This is a genomic window from Ruegeria sp. BA12 (assembly GCF_056539625.1).
In genome coordinates this window covers 93,986-119,581 of sequence record NZ_JBQFVF010000013.1, presented here as the reverse complement: position 1 = coordinate 119,581, position 25,596 = coordinate 93,986, and the positions used below count along the sequence as shown (strand labels likewise).

Genomic DNA, 25,596 nt, shown 5'->3' with positions numbered 1-25,596 from the left:
ATGAGTGATGACGACCTCATGCCGCTCATCATCCTTGGAAAAATCCTTTTCTGGGTTCTGATCTGGTATCTTTTTTGGGGTCGAAAAGGCCGAACGGAGAAGCCGCCGGAACCGGTCTCCAGTTCGGCCAATGGCACGATGGAGCGACTTGGCCGTTCGTTCGGTAAAACGGATTTACCGATAATTGGCCCGATTTTAAAGGAGCGCAAACGGCGCGAGGAAGAGGCGCGACGCAAAAAGGCCGAGGTCGAAGCCCGCGAACGTGCCGAGCGCGACAGGGCGCAGAAGGAACATGATGCACTGGTCGAGCGGCCGATCCCCCCGGATATCAAGCGAGATATGCGCGCCTTTCTGGATGGCTCGTTCGTCGGAGAAGACCGCTCGCCCTTGGCCTATGTCGGATACCGGGTTGGAAAGACCCGTGGTCTCGCCAGTCGTGAAAGGCAAAGGCGGCTGGATGTCTGTTTCCGGATCGAGATCCCGTTTGACCTTGATCCAAAATACCAAGGATGGGGCGCACCCGCGACATACCAGCGGTTCCGTTCAATTGAGAAGCATTTAAAGATGCTGGCAGACTTGCGGCGCGGTCGAAACAACCAAAGGTTTGCTGTTGCGGATTGGGAAGAAGACCGCCAGTGGTTTCTTCGCCAGTACCGCGAACTGGCCGGGTTATTACAGCGCCACCCTCCACGGCGTTACTGGTGAAGGATAGCTATGGCAATTGAGTCTCCCCAATCCTTTGTAACTTATTCCGCCAGCGAACAAGCGGCGTGGCAGAACGGCTTCCGCAAGAAGCTCGGCCAAGAAGATGGATGGGCGGCTTTCGGATCGACAACGGCGAAAGGAACGATTTTTCTGGCGTCGGACAGTATTAACGGATCTTGGTATGTCGCAATCGACCACCCAGGCGTTGCCGCGGAGCTGCCGTTTCCAAAAGCTTACGTCACACACCCCGGTATCGCCGCCTACAGCGCCGCACAGATGTCTGAGCTGTATCCGGTGCTAACACGTATCTATGAGCTGTCCGTGAGCCTGCCAGACGGCCCTCTGGAGGAGTTTCAGGCTGCAACCGATGGTTTGCCGGAGAAAACCGAAGCAGAGCGGTTGGTCAAGCAGCGCATTGGTCAGGGTATTTTCAGAAATCGTTTGATCTCTTATTGGCAGGGTCGCTGCCCGATTTCGGACATTTCTGACACTGAACTCCTTAGAGCCTCGCACATTAAGCCGTGGAAAGACTGCGAAACTGATGCTGAGCGGTTGGACGTCCACAACGGAATTTTGTTGTCAGCATTATGGGACGCAGCATTCGACAAGGGTCTGGTGACTTTCAAGGACGACGGGTCACCTTGGTTTTCGAGTAAACTGTCAGCGCCGGCAATGAGCTCGTTGTCCGGACATTCCAAGCGGATCTCTGGTCTAACTGCTGGGCACAAGGAGAACCTGATCTGGCATCGCGATCAGGTGTTCAATCCTTGAGAAACTGAAATCTATCCATCGGCACCCGCATAAGGCGATTTACTTGCTCTTCTCTGCACTATTATCGCGAAACAATGCAAACTTATGGGCAAATCTTGCAAACTTATGGGGTGCATGAAGGTTTGTGCGCGTCCCTACAGAGACTTAGAAATCCAGATTCTCGACGCTCAGTGCGTTTTGTTGGATGAATTCACGGCGCGGCTCTACCACGTCGCCCATCAGCTTGGTGAACAGGTCATCTGCCTCGACCATATCGTCCACCCGCACTTGAAGCAGAGTCCGTGCGTCCGGGTCCAGCGTGGTTTCCCATAGCTGGTCGGGGTTCATCTCTCCCAACCCTTTGTAGCGTTGCAGCGATAGACCCTTTTCACCCTCTTCCAGAATGGCGCGCAACAAGTCCAGCGGGCCGTGGATCATCTGGCTACGGTCGCGACGGATGAGGGTGGCGGGGGTGTTGTAGATCTCTTGTAGGCTTTGGGTAAAGCTGCCGGTTTTGCGGGCCTCGCCCGAGCGCAGCATGGGGCCGTCCAGCGTGCGGACCTCTTCAACACCGCGCAGGATACGGGCCAGACGGATGCCGTGATCCTGCGTGATCCGACCTTGCCAGCCGCGTTCGTATTCCAGCGCAATCAGGTCCAAACGGGCGGCAACTTTGTCGGCCACACCCTGCAGGTCAGCATCCACGGCACCCGGTACAAAGGCACCGGCAACGGCGGCCTGTTCCAGAATGTGGCGCGGATAATGGGTCGGGAATGCGTCCAATACGCGTTTCAATTGACGCGCCTCATCGACCACACGGGTCAAGTCCTGTCCGATGATCTCTTCACCCGAGCCCAGTTTCAGCACGGCCCCTTCAACGCCCTGATTGATCAAGTAGTCATCCAGAGCGGCTTGGTCTTTCAGGTAAACCTCTGATTTACCGCGTGAAACTTTGTAAAGCGGCGGCTGCGCAATATAGAGGTATCCGCCTTCGATCAGTTCCGGCATCTGCCGATAGAAGAAGGTCAGCAGCAGCGTCCGGATATGCGCGCCGTCAACATCCGCATCGGTCATGATGACGATCTTGTGGTAGCGCAGCTTTTCGATGTTGAACTCATCGCGGCCAATACCGGTGCCCAGCGCCATGACAAGGTTGCCGATTTCTTGCGAAGACAGCATCCGGTCAAACCGCGCCCGTTCCACGTTCAGGATTTTCCCGCGCAACGGCAACACCGCTTGGGTCAGACGATCCCGACCTGTTTGAGCTGATCCGCCAGCCGAGTCCCCCTCGACTAGGAAAACTTCGGTCTTTGATGGGTCCTTCTCGGAGCAGTCCTTCAGCTTGCCGGCTAGGTAATTCACGTCCATCGCCGTTTTGCGGCGGGTCAGTTCGCGTGCCTTGCGCGCGGCCTCACGCGCCAGAGCAGCCTCGATGATTTTGCCGACAATGGTCTTGGCCTCGTTCGGGTTCTCTTCGAACCACTCTGCCAGCTTTTCGTTCATCAGACCTTCAACCGCTGGGCGCACCTCGGACGACACCAGCTTGTCTTTGGTCTGGGACGAGAACTTCGGATCGGGCACTTTGACGGACAACACACAGGTCAGACCTTCGCGCGCGTCATCGCCGGTAAAGCTGACCTTTTCCTTTTTCGCGATCCCGCTGGATTGCGCATAGTTGTTGATCGTGCGGGTCAACGCACCCCGGAAACCGGCAACATGGGTGCCGCCATCGCGCTGCGGGATGTTGTTGGTGAAGGGCAGGACCGTCTCGTGATAGCTGTCATTCCACCACATAGCGATTTCCACGCCGATATCGTCGCGTTCGCCTTTGATATAAATGGGCTCTGGCATCGCCGCCGATTTCGAGCGGTCCAGATACTTGACGAACTCCTTAACGCCACCCTCATAGAACAGCTCGGTTTCCAACCGTTCCGCCGGGCGCTCGTCGATCAGGATGATGCGCACGCCCGAGTTCAGGAAGGCCAGCTCGCGCAGGCGTTTTTCCAGCGTTTCAAACGAGTATTCCAGATTCGAGAACGTGTCGGTCGAGGCCAGGAACCGCACCTCAGTTCCGGTGCGGTCGCCACACTCCTCGACTACTTTCAGGTGCTCGACCGTTTCGCCGCCTTCGAACCGGGCGACATGCTCTTTGCCATTTCGCCAGACACGCAGTTCCAGCCAATTGGACAGGGCATTCACAACCGAAACGCCCACACCGTGCAGACCGCCCGACACCTTGTACGAGTTGCTGTCGAACTTACCGCCCGCGTGCAGCTGCGTCATGATGACCTCAGCCGCCGAGACACCTTCTTCGGGGTGAATATCCACCGGAATACCACGCCCGTTGTCGCTGACCGAGACGCTGGAATCGGCGTGAATTTTCACTGTCACATGGTCAGCATGACCGGCCAACGCCTCGTCAATACCATTGTCGACAACCTCATAGACCATGTGGTGCAAACCCGAGCCATCGTCCGTGTCGCCGATATACATGCCCGGACGTTTGCGAACCGCCTCTAAGCCTTTGAGAACTTTAATGGAATCAGCACCGTATTCCTGGGGTGCCTGTGCGTCGTCGGACATTCAGTCAGTACCTATATTATTTTGGTAACTTATACGTTTTCTGGTGGGGAATGTCACGCGCTCCCCCAAGATTTTGTGGTTTGGATGACCTTGATTTGCGGATCAAAGCCGATCAAGGTCGGCCGCGATATCTGCGGCAATTTCCGCTGCGTTCACATCATCCCGCTCGGCCGACAATCGCAGGCCCAGAAGGTCGGATTGATACCGCGCGGCAAGACGCTCCGGGTCATGTTCCGAACCGATCTCACCGGCCTTTTGCGCGCGTTGAAACAGGTCTGCAAAACAGGTCTTCATTGCGATCATGTGGGTGCGGGCCTGGCCTGCCAATTCATGGCCGCGCGCCTGCAATTCGGCATAGGTTTTGGACAACATGCAAGCCTTGGTAGGCAACACAGACGCCTCGACCACCAGTCGCGGCTGGGCCTTGAGCGCCTCTAAGGGGCCCAGATCCTGCGCCAAGGCCATCATATTGGCGACGCCATCCTGCGCATAGCGTTCCATTGCCAGCGCATAAAGCGCATCTTTCGAACCAAACGCCGCATAAAAGCTGCCTGGCTTCAACTTCAACTCACGCTCTAGGTCCTTCAACGATGTTCCGGCCCAACCGTGACGCCAGAATATATCTCGGGCCTGAGCGATCAGGGTATCTCGGTCATAGGCAGGTTTGCGGGGCATCATATTCACCAATTCTTGAACGGTTGCTCAAATATATACTTGAGCGACCGCTCAAGAAAGGCTATTTCGGACTCAGCCGCCAGAAAAAAGGAATTCCCAAATGGCCAACTTCCCTTCACACGACCTCGAATCCGCCCCTGAAGGTTCCAAACCATTGCTGGAAAAATCTCAGGCCGCGTTTGGCCGCCTGCCCGGTTTGCACAAAGTGATGGCCGAAAGCCCCCAGCATTTGGAAGGCTATCAGGTGCTGCACCATCTGTTCGTGCAGACAGATTTCGACAATGACGAAAAAACCGTCGTCTGGCAGACCATCAACGTGGAAAACGAATGCCATTACTGCGTGCCAGCGCATACCGGCATTGCCAAGATGATGAAGGTCTCGGACGAGATCACCGAGGCCCTGCGCAACGAAACCCCGCTGCCCAATGCCAAGCTTGAGGCGCTGCGCACGTTCACCCTGCAAATGATGGAAACCCGGGGCAACCCGTCCGAGGAACAGCTGCAGGCGTTCTTTGATGCAGGCTACTCGCACCGCGCTGTATTGGACGTGGTGCTGGGTCTGGCGCAGAAAACCATGTCGAACTACGTCAACCACATGGCACAAACGCCGGTTGACGAGGTCATGCGCGGCTTCCTGTGGGAACGCAAAGTCAGCGAACCCGCCTAAGCGGAAACGACCGAGCCCTCAAGGCCATCACTCACGATCAACGTCTGGGCCCGGTCGCCCAGTTCCGCAAACAGCTCAGGCCCGGTGCCCGTCATCCAGGCCTGAGCGCCCAGCGCGCAAATCTCATTATACAGCGCCGCCCGTCGCCCCGCATCCAGATGGGCGGCCACCTCATCCAGCAACACGATCGGAGGCGCGCCAACCATCCCGGCCAGCGCCCGCGCGTTTGACAGGATCAGCGACACCAACAGCGCCTTTTGCTCTCCGGTCGAGCAATCTTTGGCTGGCACACCTTTGGCGGCAAACACACCATACAGGTCCGACCGATGCGGCCCGACCAATGTGCGCCCTGCAGCCAAATCGCGGAAACGGCTTTCATTCAAGGCCTCGCGCAAATCCTCAGCTGCCTCGGGCATCGCGCCTTCGGTTTGCACCAATTCCAGATCAGCGGACGGAAACGCCGTTTCCGCCTGTTCCTGCGCCCTTCGCAGATGTTCCAACGCGGCCAGCCGCGCGGAGTGTATTCTATGGCCGGTCTCGGCCATCTGCCCTTCGAGCGCTGCATACCAATGGGCATCGCGCACCTGCTCTTTCAGCAGGCGGTTGCGTTCACGCATGGATTTTTCATAGGTCAGCGAGGCCTCGGCATGGGCGGGGTCGAAACTCAGCGCAATCCGATCCAGAAAGCGGCGCCGCCCCTCAGCCCCTTCGATCCACAGCCGGTCCATCGAGGGGATCAGCCAAACCACCCGCGCCAGTTTACCCAGATCTATCTGATTGGACGCTTTGCCATCGATCCGAACCTGCCGCGCCGCGCCACTTTCGGACCAGGTCTCGATCTCGTAATTCCGGCCCTGTGCTTGCAACAGGCCGGACAGCTTCCAGCCCAGCGCCTCAGGTCGCCGGGTCATCTCGGCCGCGCTGGCCCGGCGCATACCGCGACCGGGGGAAAACAGCGACACTGCCTCAAGAATGTTGGTTTTGCCCGCCCCGTTCGGTCCATGTATCGCCACCGGCCGCCCATCCAAGGACAACCGCACTAGCTTGTGGGACCGGAAATGCGAGACCGTAAGTTCGGTCAGGGCCAAACTCATGACCCATCCCTTTCGTTAAAAAACACCCCGCGGGGTCGATCAGACGCGCATCGGCATGACAACATAGACTGCGCTTAGATCATTGCCTTCCCGCATCAGGGTCGGATCACCGGCTGAGTTGAACAGGAAAACGGCGTTTTCACGATCCACCTGGCTGGCGATCTCAAGCAGGTATTTGGCGTTGAAGCCGATCTCGAGCCGTTCGTCGCCGTAGGCCACGGCCAATTCTTCTTCGGCGGCACCACTATCGGGGGCGTTGACCGACAGAACCAGCTTGTCCGCATCCAGTTGCAGTTTCACAGCGCGTGAGCGTTCCGACGAAACGGTAGCAACCCGATCCACGGCCTGCGCGAATTCAGCAGCGTCCACTTCCAGCTGACGCGTATTGCCCTGCGGAATCACGCGGGTGTAGTCGGGGAAGGTGCCGTCGATCACTTTTGAGGTCAGTGTGATATCGGGCGTTGCGAAACGCACCTTGGTTTCGCTGACCGAGACGGCGATATCCATCTCATCATCGTCCAGCAGCTTGCGCAGCTCACCCACGGTTTTGCGCGGCACGATCACGCCCGGCATGTCTGCGGCACCATCCGGCAAATCTGCATCAATGCGAGCCAGACGGTGGCCATCGGTGGCCACACAGCGCAGCACCTTGCCGCCTTCGGACCCGTCAGCCACATGCATGTAGACACCATTCAGGTAGTACCGGGTCTCTTCGGTCGAGATGGCGAATTTCGATTTGTCGAACAGCCGTCGCAACAGTGCTGCCGAAGCGGTAAAGTTCGACTGATATTCCGAGGACGCCATCACCGGGAAATCCTCTTTCGGCAGCGTCGCCAGTGAAAAGTTCGACCGGCCCGCTTCGACCGTCAGACGACCCGCCGCGCTGTCAGCAGTCAGTGTCACCAGCGCCCCGTCGGGCAACTTGCGCACAATCTCATGCAGGGTTGTCGCCGCAACGGTTGTGGCACCCGCCTTTTCAACCTGCGCCGGGGCTTTGTCGACCACTTCGATATCCAGATCGGTGGCGCGAAACAGGGCCTGATCGCCTTCGGCCTCGATCAGCACGTTGGCAAGGATGGGAATAGTGTTCCGGCGCTCTACAACAGATTGGGCCTGCGAAACGGCCTTAAGAAGGGTGCCGCGTTCGATGCTGATCTTCATACCCTCAATTCCTCTGACTTGCGTGCCGAAAACAGGCGGGACTGGCACGTTAGCGGTTCCACCCTGAGGCACAAGGATTTTTTATGGTTTTCTGGGTCGGAACGGCCAAAGGGTCAAGGGGCGCGTGGCCGGTCGGGCACAGTTCCTATTCAACCGTGGATTTAAGCGCACAAGAAAACGCCCCGGGCGTGAGGGTCCGGGGCGTTTCTTGAATGATAGGATGACCCTTAGGCTTCCAGCGACCGGCGCAGCATTTCCACATCTTCGGCGATCTGGCCGTCGGTGACTTTCAATTCTTCAATGCGTTTGACGCCGTGCATGACGGTGGTGTGATCGCGACCACCAAAGCGACGCCCGATCTCGGGCAGGGATCGGCTGGTCAACTGCTTGCACAGATACATCGCCACCTGTCGCGGACGGGCATAAGACCGCAGGCGCTTGGGGCCGATGATGTCGGACAGACGGATGTTGTAATAGTCCGACACTTTGCGCTGAATCTCTTCAACAGTAATCTTGCGCTCGGACGCGCGCAACACGTCAGCCAGACAGTCCTGCGTCAGCTCCATGTCGATCTCGCGTCCCACCAGCGAGGCGAAGGCGAACAGACGGGTCAGGGCACCCTCCAGCACGCGCACGTTGGTCGAGATACGGTGGGCCAGAAACTCCAGCACGCCATCGGCGATGGTCAGATCGGGATAGGTGCTGCTGTATTGCTGCACCTTGTTCTGCAAGATGCCCAGGCGCAGTTCGTAATCGGTGGGGTGCAGGTCGACGACCAGACCGCATTGCAGGCGCGACTTCACGCGATCTTCTAGATCCTTGATCTCGCCCGGCGCGCGGTCAGCCGAAATGATGATCTGCTTGTTCTGATCAACCAGCGCGTTGAACGTGTGAAAGAACTCTTCTTGAGTTGAATCCTTGCCGGCGATGAACTGCACATCATCCACCATCAGCACATCGACGGAACGGAACAGATGTTTGAAGTCCATCATCCGACGTTCGCGCAGCGCCTGCACAAAGCGGTACATGAACTGTTCCGCCGACAGGTACAGCACGTTCAGTTCGGGGCGTTTGGTTTTCAGCTCCCACGCGATGGCGTGCATCAGGTGAGTTTTACCCAAACCAACGCCGCCATACAGAACCAACGGGTTGAACGTGACGGGGCCGCCCTCAGAAACACGGCGCGCGGCGGCATGGGCCAGCTCGTTGGGTTTGCCCACCACAAAACTGTCAAAGGTGAAACGGGCGTCCAGTGGTGCTGCCTGAAGGGATTCGAGCGCATCATTCGCGGGTTCGGCCCGCTGTGACAGGGACTGCGGCTGAGTCGCGTCCTGAACAACAGACGGCGCAGATTCTACATCACCCGACGGACGCACCGGCGAATTGGCTGCAACGCGAAACGCCAGGCGCTGAACCGATTCCCCTGCGGTGTTCATCTCGTACAGAATCAAGTCCGCAAAGTTTTGACTAACATAATTGCCCATGAAGTTGGTCGGAACCGAGAACGTGGCCACGCCATCCTGCAGCTCTTGGAATTCAAGAGGCTCGATCCAGGTGGTATAGTTGTTCTTGCCGATCGCCTTGAGCAGTTTGTTACGCAGTTGTCCCCATTTCTCTTGTGTCATCAAGCGCCTCACGCATCCCATTCTTTATTGGCCTGTCGGCCTTATTGATCTGGCCCGGTTGCCCGGTTCTTAAGCATTCACCGCAATAGGATACCCATCGCCAAACCACATGGGTTTGGCGGGACTGTCCCGAAAGTTTGCACAGCCCAGCAATCAGGCACCCATAATCCGGGCGCCCCGTAACCGGGTTGCGCTTCGCAATCAAATTTTTAGACAGGGCTCAGATCTTCGGTTACCCCAAGACCTTTAGCAGATCAGCAAATCAGCCGTGACCGATTGCCAACATTCGTTTCGTGACCGTCCTGATGCCCGTCAGTCAGATCGCCGAAACAGCCTGTCCCCCCAAGCGAGTGAATCGCTGTAACAGTGGTAGCAAGAGGCCAAGGCGTACGGCAACGAAACTCTGATATTGACTCGGGTCTTTTGCAGAAAGAATCTCTCGGTTTTGTGAAGGCGCGACTTTCCGGCAACAGCAACAAAAAGGCGCCACGCATTGTGACGCCTTTGAGAACAATTCAACCTTGTTTTGTTGACGCAAGGTCAACCTGAGCGATTAGCCCAGTGCTTTCACGCGTGCCGACAGTCGCGACATTTTCCGCGAAGCGGTGTTCTTGTGAAAGACGCCTTTTGTGACGCCACGCATCAGTTCGGGCTGAGCGGCACGCAGAGCTGCGGTTGCTGCGTCCTTGTCACCAGAAGCAATCGCTTCTTCAACCTTGCGCAGATAAGTACGGATGCGCGAGCGACGCGCTTTGTTGATAGCAAAACGCTTTTCGTTCTGACGAGCGCGTTTTTTAGCCTGAGGCGAGTTTGCCATGTGTTTCTGACCTTCATTCGGTACGGTTATCAATGGTTGCGCGTCACGGACTATCCGCACCGGTTCAGAATCACGAGTGTGAGTCGGGCCAAGCGGGCCGCACGCGCATGTATAGCGGCGCTAGTTACCCAAGTTTGCAGGCTTTGCCAAGCCGATTCTTTCGCACTGCATAGCAGTCATGAAAAAAGGCGGGCCAAGCCCGCCTGTTTCGGTCGCTTACGCAATTTATTTGTCGCGGAACTGAGCCGCGCGTTTTTCCAAGAAGGCCGCCATGCCTTCTTTCTGGTCTTCTGTCGCAAACATCGAGTGGAACACGCGACGTTCAAACAGCATCCCTTCGCTGAGAGGCAACTCATAGCTGCGGTTCACAGCTTCTTTCGCCGCCATTGCACTCAGCTGCGATTTCTCAGCGATCTTCTGGGCGGCGCCCATCGTCTCTTCCATCAGTTTCTTGGCCGGTACGACCCGGCTGACAAGACCCGAACGCTCGGCCTCTTCGGCATCCATGAAGCGACCGGTCAGGTTCATGTCCATCGATTTGGACTTCCCAACGAAACGCGTCAGGCGCTGCGAACCACCCAGTCCTGCAATGACGCCCAGGTTGATTTCGGGTTGCCCGAACTTGGCGGTATCCGCAGCAATGACGAAATCGCACAGCATGGCCAATTCGCACCCACCGCCCAGCGCATAGCCAGCAACGGCTGCAATGATCGGCTTGCGGATCGCGCAAACACGGTCATTCAGAGCACCAAACAGATTTGAACTGTAGACATCAACAAAGCTCATCTCGGACATTTCCTTGATGTCCGCGCCGGCCGCGAACGCCTTGTCCGAACCGGTAATGACGATGCAGCGCACCTTGTCGTTGGTATCCGCGTCTTCCAATGCGATACACAGTTCCTGTGCCAGCTGCGAATTCAGCGCATTCAGCGCATCGGGTCTGTCGAGCTTGATAAGGGCGACGTGGTCTTCGATTTCGACGATGATCGTCTCAAAAGCCATGAGGTGTAAGCTTCCGGTTGTTCCGTTCAAGTACGATTCCTTATCACGCGATTTATCTGGATCAAGTTATCTTTGGCATTGCGCACAACAGAAGGATGAGCGACCGGACTGAGTGATTCTCTTTATTTCCCCACTGCATCCCTGGGTTCTGCAGGGTTCGCCTTCGCGTCCGTAAACGTCAAAGCTGTGTTGAAAATATCCAAGTTCTCCATCGGCTTGGCGGAAATCGCGCAGGGATGAACCACCCGCGTCGATCGCGTCCTGCAGTACCCGCCGAATGATCGGAACCAGCGCGCCGACACGGGCGGCAGAAATTTGTCCTGCTTTGCGACGTGGCGACACACCCGCGCGATAAAGGGCCTCGCAAACATAGATATTGCCCAATCCGGCAACGATTCCCTGATCCAACAGTGCAGATTTGACAGGAGTATTCTTGCCCTTGAGCGCTTCGATCAGGTGCTGTTCGTGAAAGTCATTGCCCAGCGGCTCTGGCCCCAGAACGGATAAAAGCTTGTGATCCTCGGCTGTAGCCGTGGGCAACAGGTCCATCGCGCCGAAGCGCCGCGGATCGTTGAATGTCACACGCGCGCCATTGGCCATGTGAAACACCACGTGGTCGTGTTTTTCGGGCATGGGATGCTCATGCACGAACTGCCCTAGCGGATCACCCGATACTGTCATCCGCCCAGACATACCCAGATGGATCAACAAAGTTTCACCGCTGCTGAGATCTGCCAGAATATACTTCGACCGCCGCCGCAGCTGATCCACCCGTTGCCCGGTCAGCCGCTCGGCCATGCGGTCCGGGAACGGCCAGCGCAAATCGGGGCGATTCACATCTGCCCGTTCGATCACGACCCCCTCCATTGCGGGGCTCAGGCCGCGTCTTACTGTCTCGACCTCGGGCAATTCGGGCATTAGATGGCTCCTAATTCAAAGGGCCGCATTGTGCCCCGGTTCCAGAGCCCTATAACAGAGACGAAATTCGACAAACGGCAAGGCTTATGTCCGACAACAGCGACAAGACCACTCATTTCGGGTTTGAAACCGTGCGCGAGGCCGACAAGGCCGGTCGTGTGCAGGGCGTGTTCAACTCGGTCGCCTCAAAATACGACGTGATGAACGATGTCATGTCGATGGGTATCCACCGGGTCTGGAAAGACGCGATGATGGACTGGCTGGCCCCGCGCCCTGGTCAACGTCTGCTGGATGTGGCCGGTGGAACGGGCGATATCTCGTTTCGCTTCCTCAAACGCGCGGGTTACGGTCACGCCACCGTTCTGGACCTGACCGAGCCGATGCTGGTCGAAGGTCGTCAGCGCGCCGAGGCCGATCAGATGTCCGACAGCCTGAACTGGGTGGTAGGCGATGCGATGGCCCTGCCGTTTGAGGACAACACGTTTGACGTCTACACCATTTCCTTCGGCATCCGGAACGTGACCCGCCCGCAAGAGGCTTTGAACGAAGCCTTCCGAGTTCTGAAGCCCGGTGGACGCCTGATGGTGCTGGAATTCAGCCAGTTGCCCAATGAAGGGCTGCAAAAGCTCTATGACTTGTACAGCTTCAACGTCATTCCCCGCATGGGCAAGCTGATCGCCAATGATTACGACAGCTATCAATATCTGGTCGAATCGATCCGCAATTTCCCCGATCAGGAAACCTTTCTGGGCATGGTTCGTGCCGCTGGATTCGAAAACGCCAAATACCGCAACCTCAGCATGGGCATCGCCGCGCTGCATTCCGGCTGGAAGATCTGATTCATGCGCGGCCCCCACAACATCATTCGCCTGATCCGTACAGGCGCCACGTTTGAACGCACAGGCGCCATGAACGTGGTGCTGGACGCCTTTGAGGCCCCCCGCGCGTTGCGATTTCTGGCGCATGCGTTGGGCAAACCGTTTCAATGGCTGGGTTACAAGGGCGATCCCAATATGCCGCCCGCCACCCGAGCGCTGACGGCGCTTGGCCCGGCTTATATCAAATTCGGTCAGATTCTCTCGACCCGCCCCGACGTGGTGGGCGAAGAACTGGCCGCCCAATTGCGTGTGTTGCAGGACAAGCTGCCACCCTTTTCCCGCGCCGAAGCCATGGCCGAGGTGGAAAAGGAACTTGGCCAGCCCGTCGATGAGGTTTTTGAGGAATTCAGCGAACCGATCGCCGCAGCGTCGATTGCGCAGGTTCACAAGGCCCGGCTGGTCAGCACTGGCGAATATGTCGCCGTCAAAGTGCTGCGCCCGGGGATCGAGCGTGCCTTTCACAAGGATGTCGATGCGTTCTATTTCGCCGCCCGTATTGTCGACCTGTTCGCCCCCGGCGCGCGCCGCCTGCGACCGATGGACGTGATCGAACATTTCGACGGCGTTGTACGGGGTGAGTTGGACTTGCGACTGGAAAGCGCCGCTGCCTCGGAATATGCCGCCAATACCAAGGACGATGCCGGTTTCTGGCTGCCCCCCGTTGTGTGGTCACTGTCCGCGCGCCGGGTGATGACGCTCAGCTGGGCGGATGGTGTACCGTTGGGCGACAATGCTGCACTGGATGCGGTTGGTCACAACCGCCGCGATCTGGCAGAGCGGGTCCTGCACCTATTCCTGCTGCACGCCCTGCGTGATGGCTATTTCCACGCCGATATGCATCAGGGCAACCTGAAGGTCGCCGCAAATGGCGATATCATTGCCTATGATTACGGCATCATGGGTCACATCGACGAATACACCCGTCGGGTCTATGCCGAGATTCTGTTCGGGTTCATCCGCCGCGACTATAAACGCGTGGCCGAGGTGCATTTCGAGGCCGGTTACGTCCCCGCCAACCAGGATGTCGACGAATTTGCCCGCGCGCTGCGAGCGGTGGGCGAGCCGATCTTTGGCATGGACGCCTCGCATATCTCAATGGGCCGCCTGTTGAACTACCTGTTCGAGGTCACCGAGCGCTTTGGCATGGAAACCCGGACCGAACTGATCCTGTTGCAGCGTACGATGGTTGTGGTCGAAGGCGTCGCACGCTCGCTCGACCCACATATGAACATTTGGGAAACCGCCCGCCCCGTGGTCGAGGATTACATAAAGCAATCCATCGGTCCCCGCGCCGCGCTGCAGGACTTCGGCAAAACCGCCATGGTTCTGGCCCGCTTTGGCCCACGATTGCCGGGTCTGGTTGAAAATGCCCTGATCGCCCAGACGCAAAAAGACGACCCGCAAAAGTCATCCCTATGGTCCGCGGCCCTACCTGCCGCAATCGGTGCCGCAGCCGGTGCTGCGCTTGTCCTGATTGTCAACGCGCTCAGCTGAGCCAGACCGCCTGCTTCTTCTGGCCAACAATACCTTCGAGGGGAATCGCGCCTGCGCGCGATAGGGGGCAGACAGCCCCCCTGCACGGTGCGAAATCAAAGCCGCTCGATAGCCAGTGCAATACCTTGCCCACCACCGATGCACATAGTCACCAGACCTTTGGCCCCACCTACGCGCTCCAGCTCATACAGCGCTTTCATGGTGATGATTGCGCCGGTTGCCCCAACCGGGTGACCCAAGGCAATCGCGCCACCATTCGGGTTAACCTTCGACGCGTCCAATCCCAGTTCCTGATTCACAGCCAGAGCCTGCGCCGCGAAGGCCTCATTGCTTTCGATCACATCGAAGTCATCCACCGAAAGGCCGGTTTTTTCCATCAGGTTCCGCACCGCCGGAACCGGTCCAATGCCCATAACCTCGGGGCGAACACCCGCATGGGCATACCCCAGCACGCGCGCCTTGGGCTTCAATCCGGCTTTCTCGGCCGCGTCCGCTGTTGCCAATACCATCGCCGCCGCCCCGTCATTGATGCCCGAGGCATTGCCCGCCGTCACGCGCCCGTCCTTCTGGAATACCGGTCGCAATCCGGCCAGGGTCTCGGCAGTGGTGGCCTTGGGATGTTCATCGACCTTGAAATCAACCATGTCCCGCTTGACCTTGACCTGCACGGGCGCGATCTGACTGTCGAAATACCCCGCCTCAATCGCCGCTGCCGCGCGGGTCTGACTGGTCACGGCGAATTGGTCCATCTGCTCGCGGGTGATCTGGTGTTCGTCTGCAACGTTTTCGGCCGTCACACCCATATGTCCGGTGCCAAACGGGCAATTCAGCGCCCCCAGCATCATATCCAACGAGGTGACATCGCCCATCTTCGCGCCCCAGCGCGCCTGCGGCACGATATAAGGGCTGCGCGACATACTCTCGGCCCCGCCGGCCACGGCAAACTCGGCATCCCCCAGCATCAGGGACTGCATCGCCGAGACAATCGCCTGCGCGCCCGACCCGCACAGCCGGTTCACGTTCATCGCAGGTGTACCATTTGGGATCCCCGCATGCATCGCGGCAACGCGCGACAGGTACATGTCCCGCGGCTCGGTATTGATCACGTGGCCGAACACCACATGCCCGATCTGACCACCTTCAACACCCGAGCGTTCCAGCGCGGCTTCGGTGACAACCGTAGCCAGATCGATCGGAGCGGTCGAAGCCAGCGCGCCGCCAAAGGTTCCAATAGCGGTGCGGGCACCGTCCAAAATTACGATATCAGTCATGGATCACTCCTCGTGCATTTGCGCGCAGTATGCATACACCACGTCGCCCTGTCCTATGGGACGTCCCGTCACGGTTGGAATTGACAACCACAGATACAAGGCGCATGAAATTCCGTCATGACGGAGAATACAGACGATATCCTGACACGCCTTCCCGCCCGCCTGAAAGAGGCACGTCGCGCCAAGGGCCTGTCGCTCGAAGCCGTGGCTAATCTCAGTGGTGTGTCGCGTTCAATGGTTAGTCAGATCGAACGGGGGGAAAGCAGCCCTACCATCTCAACCCTGTGGAACCTGACCCGGGCCTTGCAGGTGGATTTCGCCGGTTTGCTGGAAGAGACCGGCACCGCAAACCAAATCGAAGTGCTGCGAAACTCTGAAGTGCCAAGCATCGACAATATGGGACAAAACTGCCGGATTCGCATCCTGTCCCCCCCCGAAGAAGCGGGCGGGCATGAAGTCTATGACATTCAGTTCGACAAAGACGGCGCATTGAAAAGCCAGCCCCACACGCGCGGCGCGCAAGAGCAATTGACGGTTTTGGACGGGTCGGTTCGCGTCACATCGGGATCGGCCACAATGGAGTTGAACCAAGGCGATACAGCGCGGTATGCGGCGGACGTCTTGCACTCGATCGCATCGCCCAACGGTCCCGCGCGAGTGTTCCTGATTGTGAAAAACGCCTGACCCCGACCGGGGCGAAGTTTGGGGGATACCTGTGTGTTGTGCTATTTTATGGCATTTACACGAATTGGAGTTACCCAAAATGACTTTGGAAGTGATTGGCGCTGGATTCGGCCGCACTGGGACGAATTCGCTGAAGCTTGCTTTGGAACAGCTGAATTTCGGACCCTGTCACCACATGTTCGAAGTGCGGGACAATCCCGAACAACTGCCCGCTTGGAACCGTGCCGCACATGGTGAGCAAGCTGATTGGGATGCCATGTTTCACGGCTATCGCGCGCAAGTCGACTGGCCAGGCGCCGCATACTGGCGCCAGCTTTCTGATCATTATCCAGATGCTAAAATCATTTTGAGCGTGCGCGACCCTGATGCCTGGTTTGACAGCATATGGGCCACGATTGGACCGTTCATGACCACAATGCGCGGACGGCACGACTCGGATCATGCAAACGCAATTGCCGAGATGTGCAGCAAGTTTATCGTTCATGGCATCTTCGACGGCCGGATGAATGATCGGGATCACGCCATCAGCGTGTTTCGGAAGCATATCAAAAAAGTCCGCGACACTGTCCCGAAGGACCGATTGCTGGTCTATGAAACCGGAAGCGGATGGAAACCACTGTGCACATTCCTTGGCGTCGACATTCCCGAAGAACCCTATCCGCACACAAATTCAACCAAACAGTTTCAGGACAACGTGGCAAAACCGGAATAGACGCCTCCGAATCGAAAGCAATTTTCAGGGTCCTCCGCATGTTCCGTTATCGTGGATTTTTTTCTGCAATATTGAATTCCCCTATTTGGGAACCATATCCGTTATGTTAGATACGCGACTCATATAAACCGGAGACCGCCATGGCCGATGCATTCCTGTCCCACATCACGGACACCCTTGCGCAGATTGAATCTGAGGGTCTGTATAAACGCGAACGAATGATCACCTCGCCTCAGGGCGGTGAGATTACTGTGGGCGACAAGCAGGTGATAAACCTGTGCGCCAACAATTATCTGGGTCTGGCCGATCACCCTGCGCTGATCGACGCCGCCAAGGGCGCGATGCGGCCCAAAGGGTTCGGCATGGCCTCGGTCCGGTTTATCTGCGGCACCCAGGACATTCACCGCGAGTTGGAACAGAAGCTGGCGCAATTCCTGAACAAGGACGATGCGATCCTGTTTGCGGCTTGTTTCGATGCCAATGGCGGGCTCTTTGAGCCCTTGTTAGGGCCAGAAGACGCCATCATTTCGGACAGTCTGAACCATGCCTCGATCATTGACGGGGTGCGGCTGTGCAAAGCGAAACGCTATCGCTACCTGAACAACGACATGAACGACCTTGAGGCCTGGCTGAAACAGGCGCGCGAGGACGGAGCGCGGCACATCATGATCGCGACCGACGGCGTGTTCTCGATGGACGGTTACCTGGCCAACCTGCCGAAAATTCGCGAGCTGGCCGATAAATATGATGCCATCGTCATGGTCGATGACTGCCACGCGACCGGCTTTATGGGGCCGAACGGCGCAGGCACGCCAGATCATTTTGGTGTCGATGTCGACATTCTAACGGGAACCTTGGGCAAGGCACTTGGGGGGGCAATCGGCGGTTATATCGCCGGGCCGCAACCAGTGATCGATCTGCTGCGGCAGCGGGCGCGGCCCTATTTGTTCTCAAACTCGCTGCCACCCTCGATTGTCGCCGCAGGTCTTGAGGCGATCCGGTTGGTCGAAGAGGGCGAAATGTTGCGCGCTCAGTTATTCGGCAACGCGAAATACTGGCGTGCTGGGCTGGAAAAGCTGGGCTTTGACCTGCTGCCCGGCGAACACCCAATCATTCCGGTGATGCTGGGCGAGGCGACTTTGGCGCAGGACATGGCGTCGCGTCTGTTTGATGAGGGCGTCTATGTCTCGGGCTTCTTCTTCCCCGTTGTCCCGCGCGGACAAGCGCGGATCAGGACGCAGATGAATGCAGCCTTGACGAAAGACGAACTGGACCGTGCATTGGCCGCCTTTGGCAAGGTTGGCAAAGAACTGGGAGTGATCTGATGCGACCCAACACGATGAAAGCTTTGGAGAAATCCAAGCCCGAGGAAGGTCTGTGGATGGTCCAGGCCCCGGTGCCCGAAATCAGCCCCGAAGAGGTGCTGATCCGTGTCAACAAGACCGGCATCTGCGGCACCGACATCCATATCTGGAACTGGGATGACTGGGCCGCCGCCACAGTGCCGATTCCAATGATCACCGGCCACGAGTTTGCGGGCGAGATCGTCGAGATCGGGCGCAATGTGACAGGTCTTGAGATCGGTCAGCGCTGCTCGGGCGAGGGGCATCTGATAACTAACGACAGCCGTCAGAGCAGAGCGGGAAAGTTCCACCTCGATCCTGGTACGCGGGGGATTGGCGTAAACGAACAGGGGGCCTTTGCCCAATATCTTAAGTTGCCCGCCTTCAACGTGGTGCCCCTGCCCGAAGACGTGCCGGATGAGATCGGCGCCATCCTCGATCCATTGGGCAATGCGGTTCACACCGCGCTTAGCTTCGATCTGCTGGGTGAGGATGTTCTGATCACCGGTGCTGGCCCCATCGGCATCATGGCTGCCGCTGTCGCCCGCCATGCTGGCGCGCGCCATGTGGTGATCACCGATATCAACCCCGACCGTCTGAAACTGGCCGAACATGTGGTACCGACCGTGCGCACCGTGGATGTGTCCAAAGAAGACCTGCAGGACGTCATCGCAGAACTCGGCATGAAAGAAGGGTTCGATGTAGGGCTGGAAATGTCGGGCTCACAAATCGCGCTGGATCAAATGGTCGAGGCGCTGGTGATGGGCGGCAAGATCGCTCTGCTGGGTATTCCGCCCGGCAAATCCCCGGTCGATTGGTCCCGCATCGTGTTTAAGGCCATCACCATCAAAGGCGTCTACGGGCGCGAGATGTTCGAGACCTGGTACAAGATGATCGCCATGCTGCAGAACGGTCTGGATGTCAGCCGTGTCATCACGCACGAGATGAAAGTTGACGATTTTGCCGAAGGATTTGCCGCGATGAAATCAGGCCGGTCAGGCAAAGTGGTGCTGGACTGGACCTGACGCTCTGGTACTGCGCGGGTTCAGCCCCTAAACAGGGGTGAACCCAGTCGTTTGGAGGAGCATATGGGCGATAAGGATGACCGGTATCTGGAACGCGGAATCGAGGACACTCTGGTCACCGATTTCGCACAGACCCATCGCAAGAGTTACGGCGATTTCCTGCAGCTCAAAACCCTGCTGAACCTGCAAAAAACCTTTCAGGACCCTGCGCAACCAGATGAGATGCTGTTCATCATCATTCATCAGGTCAGCGAGCTGTGGCTGAAACTAATGCATCACCAACTGGTCGAGGTGCGCCGATTTCTGCAACAGGATGAATTCGGCCCTGCGATGAAAAATCTCGACCGGGTCAAGGCCATCCAGCGGCAACTGATATCCGCCTGGGAGACGTTGCTGACCATGACCCCTGCGGACTACATGACCTTTCGCGAGGCATTGGGCAGTTCGTCCGGTTTTCAAAGCTATGGCTATCGCCAGATCGAATTCATTTTGGGCAACAAGGACGCCTCGACCCTAAAAGTCCACGAACATGACGCGCAGGTCATGGAACTGCTGAACGCTGCGCTGACCAAGCCGTCATTATACGACGAGGTTCTGTTCATGTTGGCCCGGCAGGGATTTGACGTACCGCAGGACCTACTGGATCGCGACTTTGCCCAGCCCTACTCTGGTGATCCTCGCGTCGTGAAGATCTGGGTGCAGGTGTATCGCGACACGGACAAATACTGGGATCTTTATGCGCTAGCCGAGAAACTGATGGACGTGGAGTCCTTGTTTCAACGCTGGCGCTTCGATCACGTCACCGCGGTAGAACGAGTGATAGGCAACCAGCCGGGCACCGGCGGGTCCAGTGGTGTATCCTTCTTGCGGAAAGCCTTGGATTTGCGGTTCTTCCATGATCTTTACGATATGCGCACCGAACTGATGTATTCCCAGCAGGAGTAAGCGATGCTGTACCGCGGGTTTTCGCAGGAAGAGCTAGAGCAGGAATATTCGCCCCGGTCGATGATCGGCGGCGACCTGACGCCTTATCTGGACAGCTACGCCGCGCTCAGCGCGCAGCACCGGGCACAGATGGAAGTCATCGGGAATGTCTCTTACGGCGACGGTAGGGCGCAGGTTTTGGATTTCTTTCCCGCGAAGGGGGCAGGCGCGCCACTGCACGTCTTTATTCACGGCGGTTACTGGCAGGCGCTGAGTCAGAACGAGTCGGCAATGATGGCCCCGGCACTGGTTGAGGACGAACAGTCCTTTGCGACCTTGAACTACACATTGGCCCCCGAGGCGCGGATTGGCGACATGATCAACGAATGCCGCGACGCCCTGCTGTGGCTGGCCGCAAATGCGCCTGATCTGGGTTTCGATCCGTCACGGATCACCCTGTCGGGCCACAGCGCCGGGGCGCAATTGGCGGCTATGGTCATGGCAACCTCGGCCGATGCGCTGGCCCGCGCCGGGCTCCGCGTGCGCGAGGTGATCCTGATTAGCGGCGTCTATGATCTGGAGCCGATCAGCCTGACGTCCGTAAACGATCCGCTGCAACTGACCCCGGTCGAGATACATGATCTGTCCCCTATCCTGCACCTACCCGCCCCTGGCCCGCGTTACCATGTGACTGTGGCGGAACGGGATACCCCCGAATTCGTCCGCCAGAGCCGAGATTATGCCGAATTGCTGCGCAAAGCCGGGCATGCGGTCAATTTCGATCTGAAAAAGGGGATGCAGCATTTCGATATAATTATGCATCCGGAAACGTTTTTGGCGACGTCCCGATAGCCAAGAAAATTGGGTATCAGTCAGGTCTGGCCTTTAGCACACAAACCTGCCCATCCCTAACGAACCGAACGTTTTTGACGGAGCAGGGAATGTCCGGTTCAAGCCCGAAGCCGACGCAAGAAATCTTTACGTTTTTTGGGCGACGTTTGCCACTGCACTTCCGAGTAATTCGCACATAGACTGCAGGGGTTTCAATTAAACGCCGAGGTATCAATATGAAAACTGTACTGCCCTGTTTGACGGTAGCTTCCGCAATCCTACTGTCTGGTCAACAAGCCGTTTCGCAGTCTTTCAACGACACAGGCGATATTCTGGCGAGATCGGCCGAGATCGAGGACATTGAATACACGATCATGGTTCAACGCGCGACGCAGGCCGCAATCTGGGGAATGCCTGCGGCTGGTATGGTGGACTTCCTGAAAGGCATTCGGCGTGACCTCGGTGGCGACTACAACGATGTCGTTTACCTGAACAAACCCTTCGACTCTAAGCATGGGTTTTTGACAGCGAACGACGTGACCGCCTATGCATGGTCGTCGATGACATCTGAACCCGGTCCACTTGTGATCGAGGTGCCGGCGGCAACAGACAACGTCAGCTACTTTGGAACGATTGTGAACGCCTGGGACGTGCCAATTGTCGATGTTGGGCCGGACGGCCATGACAAGGGAGAAGGGGGCAAGTACCTGATGCTCCCGCCCGGCTACGAAGGAGAGATGTCGGTCCAGGAACTGACGGATGCGGGCTATATGCCCTTCGAAACTGATACCTACGAGTACGGCTTCTCTTTCCGCCCGAGGCTATACAACGGAGCGACGGATGCCGACGCAGCGGACTATGCGCAGACGATCAAGGTCTATTACTTATCGGAAGCGGATAACCCGCCGCCGAACACCTACCACGAAGCCTCTGAGGTTCCGTATGACTCGCTGCCCTACTACAATCATACCTACTTTCAGGACCTGAACGACTACATTCAAAACAACCCGATCCGTCCGCAAGACAAGATCATGGTCAATTTCCTGAAGGATCTTGGGATCGAAAAAGGCAAACCCTTCGAACCGACGGAACGCCAAATCGATGCTATGAACGAGGGGCTTCTATTGGCCTATGCCGCCATGCAGCGATACTTCGTTGAGCCCGGTTTAGCGACCGTTCCGCTTTGGGTCGACGAAAGCGGTGACTTGAAGTCGCAGTGGCTGATCTGGGACTTTGCCGAGGGGCAAGCCGAGCTTGGCTTCCCATACGAGACCGATACCGAAGTGTTGGTCGATGATCGGGCTGGTGGAAGTTACTTCTGGATTACCTATCTGCCCAAGAATCTGGGCGGTGGCACCTTCTATCTCACTGGTCTGCGCGACAGCGCGGGAGACATGTACGACCATACTCAGACATACAAACTGAACATCCCTGCAGATACGCCCGCCGAGGATTTCTGGTCCGTGATTGTCTACTCGATGGAGACCAAGAGCTTCATCCGCAATGTGAACCCAGTCGGCCTGTCGTCGCGGGATGTAGAAACAATGCAGGTCAACGAAGATGGGTCGTATGACATCTACTTTGCTCCCGAGGCACCCGAAGGACAGGAGAGCAATTGGATACCAACGACGGAACCGTACTTCTTACTGTTTCGACTGTACGGACCTGCTGACGGCTGGATTGAGAGCGGCTGGGTATTGGGTGATCTTGAGAAAATTTGAACACGCCCAAGTCAGAAAGCTGTCCGAGTAGCGGGTCAAAACGCGATTCCGCGTGATGTCTGCTTTGTCCGCACAGCCGACGTTATGTTGGATTCACCGTGTGGCAATGTCTGAGTTGCTTATGCGCGGTCGGGATTAGAGTCAGAAAATTTCGTTCAAGACAGTTAAGGTTCGTGGTATTTCACAAAAAACAGCGGCCCAATTGAGCCGCTGTTTTCATTTCCCATACAAAGCAGGATCAATCCAGCGTCCGGGTGACCTCTTCGCGTTCGAAGATTTCGATCACGTCACCTGCGCGGATATCGTCGTAGTTCTCGAACGCCATACCGCATTCTTGACCCGACTGAACCTCGGACACTTCGTCCTTGAAGCGTTTCAGCGTCTTCAGCGTGCCTTCGTGGATCACCACGTTGTCGCGCAGCAGACGGACGCCTGCGGAACGACGCGCCACACCTTCGGTGACTAGACAGCCAGCGACCTTGCCAACACCGGTAACCTTGAAGACTTCGCGGATCTCGGCGTAACCGATGAACTTTTCGCGGATCTCGGCGCTCAGCAGGCCCGAAGCGGCGGCTTTCACGTCGTCGACCAGATCGTAGATCACCGAGTAGTAGCGGATTTCCACGCCTTTCTGGTTCGCGGTGTTCCGTGCCGACGCATTGGCACGCACGTTGAACCCAAAGATCGGCGCACCCGACGCTTCGGCCAGGCCGACATCGGTTTCGGTAATCGCGCCAACGCCCGAGTGCAGAACGCGCACACGCACTTCTTCGTTGCCGATCTTTTCCATCGCCTGAACGATGGCCTCGGCCGAACCTTGTACGTCCGCTTTCATCAGAATCGGCAGCTCGGTGACGTTTTCGTCTTCCTTGGCCTTCTGCATCAGCTGCTCAAGGGTGGTCGCGGCACCAGCGGCGGCGCGTTTGTCCTTGGCGGCCTGTTCACGATAGGCGGCAATCTCACGGGCCTGTGCTTCGGTCTCGGTCACGTTCAGAACGTCACCGGCCTCGGGCGTGCCGTTCAAACCCAGAACCTCGACCGGGACCGAGGGGCCAGCTTCTTTGACGCGATCGCCCTTGTCGTTGATCAGCGCGCGGACCTTACCGTATTGCTCACCCACAACGAAAATATCGCCCTGGCGCAGCGTGCCGTTCTGAACCAGAACGGTGGCCACGGGGCCACGGCCCACATCCAGCTGCGCCTCGATCACAGCACCTTGGGCGGCGCGGTCGGGGTTGGCTTTCAGCTCCAGAATCTCGGCCTGCAGCGCGATGGCTTCCAGCAATTCATCAAGGCCCTGACCGGTGATGGCGGACACTTCGACGTCCTGAACCTCACCCGACATTTTCTCAACGATCACTTCGTGTTGCAACAGATCGGTGCGCACTTTGTCCGGGTTTGCATCCGGCTTGTCGACCTTGTTGATCGCCACGATCATCGGCACTTCGGCCGCTTTGGCGTGATTGATCGCTTCGATCGTCTGCGGCATCACCGCGTCGTCAGCAGCCACAACCAGCACCACGATATCCGTGACCTGAGCCCCGCGCGAACGCATCGAGGTAAAGGCCGCGTGGCCCGGCGTATCCAGGAAGGTCAGCGTAGTGCCGCCATCGGTTTTCACCTGATAGGCACCGATATGCTGGGTGATGCCTCCAGCCTCACCGGCAACAACGCGCGCATCTCGAATCGCATCCAGCAACGAGGTCTTACCGTGGTCGACGTGACCCATGATGGTGATGACCGGCGGACGCGGCTGCAGATCTTCTTCGCTGTCTTCGACCTCTTTGATGACGTCTTCGACATCCGAATCGGAAACACGCGTGACCTTGTGACCAAACTCTTCGATGATCAGCTCGGCGGTATCGGCGTCGATGGTTTGGTTCTGCGTGACCATCATGCCCATGTTCATCAGCGATTTGACCACATCAGCCACACGCTCGGCCATGCGGTTGGCCAGCTCGGACACTGTGATCGCCTCGGGCAGTTGCACGTCGCGGATTACCTTTTCCCGCTCGACCGGGCCGCCCATGGCTTTCTGACGCGCTCGCTCCTGCTTGCGCTTCATCGACGCCATCGAGCGCTGACGGCTACCTTCGCCACCGGTGGCCTGACCCAGTGTCAGCTTGCCGGAACGACGATTGTCATCACGGCCCTTGCCGCGACCGCGCTGTTCGCGTTCACGGTCCTGCTTGCGCGGGGTGGCGGCCGGGGCTGGTTTGCTGGCCGGTGCGCGCGCCGCTTTGGGTTCTTCGGCAGCTGGGGCAGCAGCGGCACGTTTGGCGGATTCTGCGGCCTCTTTGCGCTTGCGCTCTTCCTCTTCGGCCTTGGCGCGGGCGCGCTCTTCAGCTTCGCGCTGTTCGCGTTCTTTTGCTTCTTGCTCGGCACGACGACGGGCGCGTTCTTCCTCGCGCGCCTTTTCGGCGGCTTCACGCGCTGCGGCCTCTTCGACTTCGCGGGCCTTGGCGGCCTGCAGTGCCTTCATCCGGCGCGCCATTTCCGCGTCAGAGATACCTGCAGGGCGACGCGACGGATCACCCGACGGCGTTGCTCCGCCACCCGGTTTGCCGGCGCCCGGCTTGGGAACCACCACGCGCTTGCGTTTGGTTTCCACCACGACATTCTTGGTGCGTCCGTGGCTGAAACTCTGTTTCACATTTCCGGGGCGTGCCCCACCACGAAGACCCAATGTCTTTTTGCCGTCATTCTCGCTCATAAA

The 25,596-nt window shown here is 57.8% G+C and carries 22 protein-coding genes; 12 read left to right on the top strand and 10 right to left on the bottom strand.

Features of this window, described 5'->3' with window-relative positions; all coding sequences use genetic code 11:
* Together ACR0B0_RS19585 and ACR0B0_RS19580 are read left to right on the top strand one after the other, a co-directional pair.
* Window positions 1-705, top strand: coding sequence for a hypothetical protein (locus ACR0B0_RS19585; RefSeq protein WP_480649201.1), 705 nt, complete (start codon window positions 1-3; stop codon window positions 703-705).
* Between the two features lie 9 nt (window positions 706-714).
* Complete coding sequence (locus ACR0B0_RS19580) at window positions 715-1,476, top strand: HNH endonuclease (RefSeq protein ID WP_480649199.1); 762 nt, start codon at window positions 715-717, stop codon at window positions 1,474-1,476.
* Window positions 1,477-1,620: 144 nt separating this feature from the next.
* On the opposite strand, the gene gyrB is transcribed toward ACR0B0_RS19580, so the two are convergent.
* Together gyrB and ACR0B0_RS19570 are read right to left on the bottom strand one after the other, a co-directional pair.
* On the bottom strand, window positions 1,621-4,038 hold the full coding sequence (gyrB, locus tag ACR0B0_RS19575; RefSeq protein ID WP_170351934.1) for a DNA topoisomerase (ATP-hydrolyzing) subunit B: 2,418 nt from the start codon (window positions 4,036-4,038) through the stop codon (window positions 1,621-1,623).
* Window positions 4,039-4,140: 102 nt separating this feature from the next.
* Entirely contained in the window at window positions 4,141-4,713 is a 573-nt protein-coding gene (locus tag ACR0B0_RS19570; RefSeq protein ID WP_170351933.1) for a TetR/AcrR family transcriptional regulator, read from the bottom strand.
* A 100-nt stretch (window positions 4,714-4,813) separates the two neighbouring features.
* Between ACR0B0_RS19570 and ACR0B0_RS19565 the strand changes: the two genes are divergently transcribed.
* Window positions 4,814-5,380, top strand: a complete 567-nt coding sequence (locus tag ACR0B0_RS19565) for a carboxymuconolactone decarboxylase family protein (protein WP_170351932.1) — start codon at window positions 4,814-4,816, stop codon at window positions 5,378-5,380.
* On the opposite strand, the gene recF is transcribed toward ACR0B0_RS19565, so the two are convergent.
* The 6 genes from recF to mutM all read right to left on the bottom strand — a co-directional run bounded on the left by recF (window position 5,377) and on the right by mutM (window position 11,997).
* Complete coding sequence (gene recF / locus ACR0B0_RS19560; protein WP_170351931.1) at window positions 5,377-6,474, bottom strand: DNA replication/repair protein RecF; 1,098 nt, start codon at window positions 6,472-6,474, stop codon at window positions 5,377-5,379. The two genes, ACR0B0_RS19565 and recF, sit on opposite strands and share 4 nt — an antisense overlap.
* A gap of 39 nt (window positions 6,475-6,513) precedes the next feature.
* On the bottom strand, window positions 6,514-7,635 hold the full coding sequence (dnaN, locus tag ACR0B0_RS19555; protein WP_170351930.1) for a DNA polymerase III subunit beta: 1,122 nt from the start codon (window positions 7,633-7,635) through the stop codon (window positions 6,514-6,516).
* 227 nt (window positions 7,636-7,862) lie between these two features.
* Entirely contained in the window at window positions 7,863-9,260 is a 1,398-nt protein-coding gene (dnaA, locus tag ACR0B0_RS19550) for a chromosomal replication initiator protein DnaA (protein ID WP_170351929.1), read from the bottom strand.
* Between the two features lie 553 nt (window positions 9,261-9,813).
* Complete coding sequence (gene rpsT / locus ACR0B0_RS19545) at window positions 9,814-10,077, bottom strand: 30S ribosomal protein S20 (RefSeq protein ID WP_170351928.1); 264 nt, start codon at window positions 10,075-10,077, stop codon at window positions 9,814-9,816.
* Window positions 10,078-10,302: 225 nt separating this feature from the next.
* A complete protein-coding gene (locus tag ACR0B0_RS19540) occupies window positions 10,303-11,079 on the bottom strand; it encodes an enoyl-CoA hydratase (protein WP_480649197.1) in 777 nt (258 codons plus the stop codon).
* A 66-nt stretch (window positions 11,080-11,145) separates the two neighbouring features.
* Complete coding sequence (gene mutM / locus ACR0B0_RS19535) at window positions 11,146-11,997, bottom strand: bifunctional DNA-formamidopyrimidine glycosylase/DNA-(apurinic or apyrimidinic site) lyase (RefSeq protein ID WP_480649195.1); 852 nt, start codon at window positions 11,995-11,997, stop codon at window positions 11,146-11,148.
* Between the two features lie 86 nt (window positions 11,998-12,083).
* On the opposite strand from mutM, the gene ubiE reads away from it, so the two are divergent.
* Entirely contained in the window at window positions 12,084-12,836 is a 753-nt protein-coding gene (gene ubiE / locus ACR0B0_RS19530) for a bifunctional demethylmenaquinone methyltransferase/2-methoxy-6-polyprenyl-1,4-benzoquinol methylase UbiE (protein ID WP_170351925.1), read from the top strand.
* Window positions 12,837-12,839: 3 nt separating this feature from the next.
* Entirely contained in the window at window positions 12,840-14,369 is a 1,530-nt protein-coding gene (gene ubiB, locus ACR0B0_RS19525) for a 2-polyprenylphenol 6-hydroxylase (protein WP_170351924.1), read from the top strand.
* A 95-nt stretch (window positions 14,370-14,464) separates the two neighbouring features.
* Here the strand turns inward: ubiB and ACR0B0_RS19520 are convergent, their stop codons facing one another.
* Window positions 14,465-15,640, bottom strand: coding sequence for an acetyl-CoA C-acyltransferase family protein (locus ACR0B0_RS19520; protein ID WP_170351923.1), 1,176 nt, complete (start codon window positions 15,638-15,640; stop codon window positions 14,465-14,467).
* Window positions 15,641-15,757: 117 nt separating this feature from the next.
* Here ACR0B0_RS19520 and ACR0B0_RS19515 point away from each other — a divergent pair, with 117 nt between their 5' ends.
* The 7 genes from ACR0B0_RS19515 to ACR0B0_RS19485 all read left to right on the top strand — a co-directional run bounded on the left by ACR0B0_RS19515 (window position 15,758) and on the right by ACR0B0_RS19485 (window position 22,880).
* Window positions 15,758-16,324, top strand: a complete 567-nt coding sequence (locus tag ACR0B0_RS19515; protein ID WP_170351922.1) for a helix-turn-helix domain-containing protein — start codon at window positions 15,758-15,760, stop codon at window positions 16,322-16,324.
* 79 nt (window positions 16,325-16,403) lie between these two features.
* Window positions 16,404-17,036, top strand: coding sequence for a sulfotransferase family protein (locus ACR0B0_RS19510; protein ID WP_170351921.1), 633 nt, complete (start codon window positions 16,404-16,406; stop codon window positions 17,034-17,036).
* 140 nt (window positions 17,037-17,176) lie between these two features.
* A complete protein-coding gene (locus tag ACR0B0_RS19505; protein WP_170351920.1) occupies window positions 17,177-18,361 on the top strand; it encodes a glycine C-acetyltransferase in 1,185 nt (394 codons plus the stop codon).
* Between the two features lie 14 nt (window positions 18,362-18,375).
* Window positions 18,376-19,404 carry an L-threonine 3-dehydrogenase gene (tdh, locus tag ACR0B0_RS19500; protein WP_170399571.1) on the top strand — a complete coding sequence of 343 codons (1,029 nt, stop codon included), beginning with the start codon at window positions 18,376-18,378 and terminating at the stop codon, window positions 19,402-19,404.
* 63 nt (window positions 19,405-19,467) lie between these two features.
* Window positions 19,468-20,349 carry a tryptophan 2,3-dioxygenase gene (locus tag ACR0B0_RS19495; protein WP_480649193.1) on the top strand — a complete coding sequence of 294 codons (882 nt, stop codon included), beginning with the start codon at window positions 19,468-19,470 and terminating at the stop codon, window positions 20,347-20,349.
* 3 nt (window positions 20,350-20,352) lie between these two features.
* Entirely contained in the window at window positions 20,353-21,180 is an 828-nt protein-coding gene (locus ACR0B0_RS19490; RefSeq protein ID WP_170351918.1) for an alpha/beta hydrolase, read from the top strand.
* Between the two features lie 215 nt (window positions 21,181-21,395).
* Window positions 21,396-22,880: a DUF1214 domain-containing protein gene (locus tag ACR0B0_RS19485; RefSeq protein ID WP_170351917.1), complete on the top strand. Its 1,485-nt coding sequence runs from the start codon at window positions 21,396-21,398 to the stop codon at window positions 22,878-22,880.
* A gap of 238 nt (window positions 22,881-23,118) precedes the next feature.
* Here the strand turns inward: ACR0B0_RS19485 and infB are convergent, their stop codons facing one another.
* Window positions 23,119-25,593, bottom strand: coding sequence for a translation initiation factor IF-2 (infB, locus tag ACR0B0_RS19480; protein WP_170379264.1), 2,475 nt, complete (start codon window positions 25,591-25,593; stop codon window positions 23,119-23,121).
* Between the last annotated feature and the right edge of the window lie 3 nt (window positions 25,594-25,596).

Excerpts from the sequence above, each read along its gene's own strand:
- ACR0B0_RS19585 (WP_480649201.1), top strand. The coding sequence starts at position 1 with ATGAGTGATGACGACCTCATGCCGCTCATCATCCTTGGAAAAATCCTT.
- ACR0B0_RS19580 (WP_480649199.1), top strand. The coding sequence starts at position 715 with ATGGCAATTGAGTCTCCCCAATCCTTTGTAACTTATTCCGCCAGCGAA.
- gyrB (WP_170351934.1), bottom strand. The coding sequence starts at position 4,038 with ATGTCCGACGACGCACAGGCACCCCAGGAATACGGTGCTGATTCCATT.
- ACR0B0_RS19570 (WP_170351933.1), bottom strand. The coding sequence starts at position 4,713 with ATGCCCCGCAAACCTGCCTATGACCGAGATACCCTGATCGCTCAGGCC.
- ACR0B0_RS19565 (WP_170351932.1), top strand. The coding sequence starts at position 4,814 with ATGGCCAACTTCCCTTCACACGACCTCGAATCCGCCCCTGAAGGTTCC.
- recF (WP_170351931.1), bottom strand. The coding sequence starts at position 6,474 with ATGAGTTTGGCCCTGACCGAACTTACGGTCTCGCATTTCCGGTCCCAC.
- dnaN (WP_170351930.1), bottom strand. The coding sequence starts at position 7,635 with ATGAAGATCAGCATCGAACGCGGCACCCTTCTTAAGGCCGTTTCGCAG.
- dnaA (WP_170351929.1), bottom strand. The coding sequence starts at position 9,260 with ATGACACAAGAGAAATGGGGACAACTGCGTAACAAACTGCTCAAGGCG.
- rpsT (WP_170351928.1), bottom strand. The coding sequence starts at position 10,077 with ATGGCAAACTCGCCTCAGGCTAAAAAACGCGCTCGTCAGAACGAAAAG.
- ACR0B0_RS19540 (WP_480649197.1), bottom strand. The coding sequence starts at position 11,079 with ATGGCTTTTGAGACGATCATCGTCGAAATCGAAGACCACGTCGCCCTT.
- mutM (WP_480649195.1), bottom strand. The coding sequence starts at position 11,997 with ATGCCCGAATTGCCCGAGGTCGAGACAGTAAGACGCGGCCTGAGCCCC.
- ubiE (WP_170351925.1), top strand. The coding sequence starts at position 12,084 with ATGTCCGACAACAGCGACAAGACCACTCATTTCGGGTTTGAAACCGTG.
- ubiB (WP_170351924.1), top strand. The coding sequence starts at position 12,840 with ATGCGCGGCCCCCACAACATCATTCGCCTGATCCGTACAGGCGCCACG.
- ACR0B0_RS19520 (WP_170351923.1), bottom strand. The coding sequence starts at position 15,640 with ATGACTGATATCGTAATTTTGGACGGTGCCCGCACCGCTATTGGAACC.
- ACR0B0_RS19515 (WP_170351922.1), top strand. The coding sequence starts at position 15,758 with ATGACGGAGAATACAGACGATATCCTGACACGCCTTCCCGCCCGCCTG.
- ACR0B0_RS19510 (WP_170351921.1), top strand. The coding sequence starts at position 16,404 with ATGACTTTGGAAGTGATTGGCGCTGGATTCGGCCGCACTGGGACGAAT.
- ACR0B0_RS19505 (WP_170351920.1), top strand. The coding sequence starts at position 17,177 with ATGGCCGATGCATTCCTGTCCCACATCACGGACACCCTTGCGCAGATT.
- tdh (WP_170399571.1), top strand. The coding sequence starts at position 18,376 with ATGAAAGCTTTGGAGAAATCCAAGCCCGAGGAAGGTCTGTGGATGGTC.
- ACR0B0_RS19495 (WP_480649193.1), top strand. The coding sequence starts at position 19,468 with ATGGGCGATAAGGATGACCGGTATCTGGAACGCGGAATCGAGGACACT.
- ACR0B0_RS19490 (WP_170351918.1), top strand. The coding sequence starts at position 20,353 with ATGCTGTACCGCGGGTTTTCGCAGGAAGAGCTAGAGCAGGAATATTCG.
- ACR0B0_RS19485 (WP_170351917.1), top strand. The coding sequence starts at position 21,396 with ATGAAAACTGTACTGCCCTGTTTGACGGTAGCTTCCGCAATCCTACTG.
- infB (WP_170379264.1), bottom strand. The coding sequence starts at position 25,593 with ATGAGCGAGAATGACGGCAAAAAGACATTGGGTCTTCGTGGTGGGGCA.